Below are 5112 nucleotides of genomic sequence, written 5' to 3' on the forward strand. Positions count from 1 at the left end.
GGGCGCGCGGCCGCCGGCGGCCTGCGCGGTCGACGGCCGGGTGTGCGCCGAAACAGCAGAAGTCCAAGGAGTTCGATGACGATGTGGTCCCGACGTTCCTTCATGGCCGTGCCGGCCGCCGTGGCGGCTTGGCCGACCATGGCGCAGTTCCGGGTCGACATTTCAGGCGTGGGTGCCACCCAGTTCCCGATTGCGGTCGTGGCTTTCGACGGCGAGGCCGGACGCACGCAGCAGGTCTCGGCCATCGTGCGGGCCGACCTGGAGCGTTCCGGCCAGTTCCGCATGGTGCCCACCGACGGGGCGGTGCTCAACGAGCGCGCGATGCCCGTGATGACCGCCTGGCGCACCCGCGGGGCCGATGCCCTGGTGGCCGGCAGCATCACCCGGCTGGCCGACGGCCGCGTCGACGTGCGCTTCAAGCTCTGGGATGCCGTGCGAGGACAGGACCTTGGCGGCGAGGCCCATGCCGTGGCCGATGCCGACCTGCGCCTGGCGGCCCACCGTATTGCCGACTACATCTACGAGAAGCTCACCGGGGAGCGCGGCGTCTTTGCCACCCGCATCGCCTACGTGACCCAGGCTGCGCAGCGCCACACGCTGTGGGTGGCCGATTCCGACGGCGAAGGTGCCCAGGTGGCCCTCGCCAGTGCCGAACCCATCATCTCCCCGGTCTGGTCGCCCGACGGTCGGGAGCTCGCCTACGTCTCCTTCGAGACGCGCAAGCCCGTGGTCTACACGCAGGAGGTGGCCTCCGGCCAGCGGCGCGCCATTGCCAGCTTCAAGGGGTCCAACAGCGCCCCGGCCTGGTCGCCCGACGGCCAGCAAGTCGCCGTCGTCCTCACGCGCGATGGCCTGTCCCAAATCTATGCCATCCAGCGCAGTGGCAACAATCTGCGCCGGCTCACCACCAGTGCCGGGATCGACACCGAGCCGGTCTACACGCCCGACGGGCGCCAGCTCTATTTCGTCAGCGACCGCGGAGGCAGTCCCCAGATCTACCGCATGGCGGCGTCGGGCGGCGCGGCCGAGCGCGTGACCTTCGGCGGCAGCTACAACATCAGTCCCGCGATCAGCCCGGATGGCCGCTGGATGGCCTACATCACCCGCGACGGCGGTGCCTTCCGGCTTCAACTGATGGAGCTGGCCTCGGGCACCGTGACCGCCCTGACCACCACGGCGCACGACGAAAGTCCGAGTTTTGCGCCCAACAGCCGGCTCATTGTCTACGCCACACGCCAGAACGGCCGCAACGTGCTGATGACGACCACGCTGGATGGCCGCATCAAGGCCACCTTACTGTCCAACCGGGGGGACGTGCGCGAGCCCGCCTGGGGGCCCTACGGACGATGAACCCGTTCCCGTCACGGTCTCGTGTCAGCCTGGCGGGCCGGTGCTGCGTTGACGTCACCGGCACCCGCGGGGTGCTTTCGTGCTTCTGATGTCATTCCAAGGAGAAAAGTCCATGAATCTGCGTTCCCTGGCCAAGTTCGGCGGCACCGTGCTGCTGTCGGTCGCTCTGGCCGCCTGCGGCTCCAACGTCAAACTCGATGAAACGCCGGTGGAATCGCGCACGGCCACCCCGGTGGCCGGCGGCACCGGTCAGGCCCAATCCCAGGTCTCGACGGTGACCGCCCCGGGCGGCTCGGGCAGCCAGCTCGACGCGGCCAGCCAGCTGGCCCGCGTGATCTACTTCGACTTCGACAGCTACGTGCTCAAGGAGGAGTTTCGTCCCACCGTGGCCGCCTATGCCCGCCTGCTCACCAATGATCCGCAGCGCCGTCTCATGATCGAGGGCCACACCGACGAGCGTGGCGGCAGCGAATACAACCTGGCCCTGGGTCAGAAGCGTGCCGAGGCCGTGCGCCGTGCGCTCGAACTGCTGGGTGTGCGCGAATCGCAGCTCGAGGCGGTGAGCTACGGCAAGGAGCGTCCTGCCGTGGCTGGCTCCAATGAGGAAGCCTGGGCGAAGAACCGTCGGGCCGAACTGATCCTGCGCTGAGAATTCGGATGTTGAAGTCCCTGAGCCGATGCCTTCGGGCAGCATCGTGGCCGCGCCTGGCCCCACTCGCGGCCACGGCACTCGTGACCACGGCCCTGTTCGTTCCCACCGGGGCGCATGCCCTGTTCGGTGACGACGAGGCGCGCCGGGCCATCCTCGACCTGCGTCAGCGCTTCGACCAGGCTGGCGAGGCCCAGCGGGCCGAGCAGGCTCGCTCGGCCGAGCAGTTCGATCAGTTGCGCCGCAGTCTGCTGGAACTGAACACTCAGCTCGAGCTGATGCGCGGGGAAATCGCACGGCTGCGTGGCCGCAACGAGGAACTCGCGCGCGAGATCGCCGAACTGCAGCGGCGCCAGAGCGACCTTGCTCAGGGCATCGACGAGCGCATCCGCCAGGTCGAGCCCCAGCGCACGGTGGTCGATGGCAAAGAGATCCTCGTGAGGCCGGACGAGCGGCGCGACTACGAGGCCGCGCTGGACATCTTCCGCAAGGGGGACTTCAACAACGCGGCAGCGGCCTTCACGTCCTTCCAGCGTCGCTACCCCGGTAGCGGCTACTCGGAGGCCGTGCTCTACTGGTTGGGCAACGCCCATTACGGGCGGCGCGACTACAAGGAGGCCCTGGCCACCTTCCGTCAGCTCGTCACCGCGGCCCCCGACCACCCTCGGGCCCCCGAAGCCTGGCTGTCGATTGCGATGTGCCAGATCGAGCTCAAGGATCGTCCCGGCGCCCGACGCACGCTGGAAGACCTGATCAAGAACCACCCACAGTCGGAGGCGGCGCGAGAGGCCCGCGAGCGCCTGGCCGCCCTCAAGTAGCCGGCTCGGCCCGTGAGCCTGAGCCCCGGCCCGGCCCGGCCCGGGGCTTGCCTACAATCCGGCCCATGCAAGACTTCGACCTGTCCGCCCTCACGAGCCAGGTGCTGTGGGCCGCCTTCGCACTCGCGGCGATCTTCGGCGCCATCGCACAACGCACCCACTTCTGCACCATGGGAGCGGTGTCGGACATCGTCACGATGGGCGACTGGACGCGCATGCGCATGTGGGTCATGGCCATGGGAGTGGCCATCGTCGGATTCAATGCCATGGTCGGCCTGGGCTGGGTGTCGGCGGCCGACACGCTTTATGCCGGACCGCGCCTCATCTGGCTGTCGGCCCTGGTGGGCGGGCTGCTCTTCGGCTTCGGCATGGTGCTGGCTTCGGGCTGCGGCAGCAAGACGCTGGTGCGCATCGGCGCGGGCAACCTCAAGTCGCTGGTGGTCTTTTTCGTGCTCGGGTTGGCCGCCTTCGCCACCCTGCGCGGCATCACCGGCGTGCTGCGGGTGAACACTGTCGATGCGGTGCACCTCGAACTGCCCGCCAGCCAGGATCTGCCCAGCCTGGTCAGCAGCCTCACCGGGTGGGGCCTGCCGGCATCGGCCTGGGGTCTGGGCCTGCTGGTGGGCGGGGCCTGCCTGGCCTGGGCCTGGGCGCGGCCCGAGGGCCGCAGTGGCAACACCCTGTTGGCCGGGCTGGGCATCGGCTCGGTCATCGTGGGCGTGTGGTGGGTGTCCGGCCGGCTGGGTTTCGTGGCCGAACACCCCGAAACCCTGGAGGCCACCTTCCTGGCCACCAACTCTCGGCGCATGGAGTCGCTCAGTTTCGTCGCGCCCTACGCCTATGTGCTGGACTGGCTGATCTATTTCAGCGATGCCAGCAAGACGCTCACGCTGGGCATCGTCACCTGTGCCGGCGTGGTGGCCGGTTCGGCCGTTCAGGCGCTGGCCAGCGGCACCTTCCGCTGGGAGGGCTTCCGCGATGCCGAGGACACGGCCAACCACCTGGTAGGCGGGACGCTGATGGGCGTGGGTGGCGTGACGGCGATGGGTTGCACGATCGGTCAGGGCCTGTCCGGGATCTCGACGCTCTCGCTGGGCAGCTTCCTTGCACTGACCGGGATCCTGTGCGGTGCGGTGCTGGCTTTCAAATACCAGATGTGGCGCCTACAGCGCATGGCCTGAGGCATGGAGCAGGTCGCATCCTGGGCGCACGCGCCGGCCACTCTTCACGGCCCCGATCTCGAGCGCCGCTTCGGCGGCCTGAGCCGGTTGTACGGCCAGGCGGGCTATCGCCGCATCCGTGCTGCGAGGGTGGCGGTGGTGGGCGTGGGCGGTGTGGGCTCCTGGGCGGCCGAAGCCCTGGCCCGTAGCGGCGTGGGTGAACTGGTGCTCATCGACCTCGACCATGTGGCTGAGTCGAACATCAACCGTCAGATCCAAGCCGTCGATACGACCTTGGGCCAGGCCAAGGTGCTGGCCTTGCGCGAGCGCATCGCCGGCATCCACCCGGCGTGTCAGGTGCATGCGGTCGAGGAGTTCGTCGAGCCGGGCAACTGGCCTGGGCTGCTGGCCGGGCGCACCATCGATGCCCTGATCGACTGCTGTGACCAGGTGCATGCCAAGCGCACCCTGGCGCAATGGGCGCTGGCGCAGCGCGATTTCGCGCATGTCTGCGTGGGAGCGGCCGGGGGCAAGCGCCATGCGCACCGGGTCGATCTGGCCGACCTCGCCGACGTCACCCACGATCCTTTGCTTGGATCCCTGCGCCGGCGGCTGCGCAAGGAAGGCTTGGCGCCACGCCAGGGGCGCATCGGGGTGGCCTGCGTGTATTCGCGCGAGCCGGTGGTGCGGCCTGATGCGACCTGCGCCACCGATGGCAGCCTGAACTGCCAGGGCTACGGTTCGGTGGTGTCGGTCACGGCCACGTTCGGTTTGGTGGCGGCAGGAGCCGTGCTCGACCGGCTGGCTGCCGGCGCGGCTTGATGCGCGTGTCGATTCGTGTCTATAATGACGGGCTTTCCGGGTCGTTAGCTCAGTCGGTAGAGCAGCGGACTTTTAATCCGTTGGTCGCAGGTTCGAATCCTGCACGACCCACCACCTTGGCTGGAGCCGAGCGTGGTCGCAGACACGGTCAGACCCATGAGTCGGTCTTCCGACCGCGGCTGCGGGTTCTAAAGGGCTCTTAGCTCAGTTGGTAGAGCAGCGGACTCTTAATCCGTAGGTCGTAGGTTCGAATCCTACAGGGCCCACCAAGACATCCGGGCCGGCAGATCGTGCTTCTGCCGGCCCTTTTCGT

Annotated in this window: 5 protein-coding genes and 2 tRNA genes; all 7 read left to right on the forward strand. The window is 68.3% G+C overall.

The features are described from left to right. The first annotated feature begins 75 nt into the window (after positions 1-75). Positions 76-1350, forward strand: a complete 1275-nt coding sequence (tolB, locus tag ACK4ZD_RS15130; RefSeq protein WP_409663926.1) for a Tol-Pal system beta propeller repeat protein TolB — start codon at positions 76-78, stop codon at positions 1348-1350. A gap of 112 nt (positions 1351-1462) precedes the next feature. After that, entirely contained in the window at positions 1463-1999 is a 537-nt protein-coding gene (gene pal / locus ACK4ZD_RS15135; protein ID WP_409663929.1) for a peptidoglycan-associated lipoprotein Pal, read from the forward strand. Between the two features lie 8 nt (positions 2000-2007). After that, complete coding sequence (gene ybgF, locus ACK4ZD_RS15140) at positions 2008-2817, forward strand: tol-pal system protein YbgF (RefSeq protein WP_409663932.1); 810 nt, start codon at positions 2008-2010, stop codon at positions 2815-2817. Positions 2818-2882: 65 nt separating this feature from the next. Continuing rightward, the gene (locus tag ACK4ZD_RS15145) at positions 2883-3998 is read left to right on the forward strand and encodes a YeeE/YedE family protein (protein ID WP_409663935.1); all 1116 of its coding nucleotides are present in this window, start codon (positions 2883-2885) and stop codon (positions 3996-3998) included. A gap of 3 nt (positions 3999-4001) precedes the next feature. Beyond that, entirely contained in the window at positions 4002-4799 is a 798-nt protein-coding gene (locus ACK4ZD_RS15150) for a ThiF family adenylyltransferase (protein WP_409663938.1), read from the forward strand. A 38-nt stretch (positions 4800-4837) separates the two neighbouring features. Next, positions 4838-4913, forward strand: a tRNA-Lys gene (locus tag ACK4ZD_RS15155). A gap of 79 nt (positions 4914-4992) precedes the next feature. Continuing rightward, a tRNA-Lys gene (locus ACK4ZD_RS15160) sits at positions 4993-5068 on the forward strand. Positions 5069-5112: the final 44 nt, after the last annotated feature.

The organism is Caldimonas sp. (assembly GCF_046291045.1).
GTDB lineage: Bacteria > Pseudomonadota > Gammaproteobacteria > Burkholderiales > Burkholderiaceae_C > Caldimonas.

Excerpts from the sequence above, each read along its gene's own strand:
- tolB (WP_409663926.1), top strand. The coding sequence starts at position 76 with ATGACGATGTGGTCCCGACGTTCCTTCATGGCCGTGCCGGCCGCCGTG.
- pal (WP_409663929.1), top strand. The coding sequence starts at position 1,463 with ATGAATCTGCGTTCCCTGGCCAAGTTCGGCGGCACCGTGCTGCTGTCG.
- ybgF (WP_409663932.1), top strand. The coding sequence starts at position 2,008 with ATGTTGAAGTCCCTGAGCCGATGCCTTCGGGCAGCATCGTGGCCGCGC.
- ACK4ZD_RS15145 (WP_409663935.1), top strand. The coding sequence starts at position 2,883 with ATGCAAGACTTCGACCTGTCCGCCCTCACGAGCCAGGTGCTGTGGGCC.
- ACK4ZD_RS15150 (WP_409663938.1), top strand. The coding sequence starts at position 4,002 with ATGGAGCAGGTCGCATCCTGGGCGCACGCGCCGGCCACTCTTCACGGC.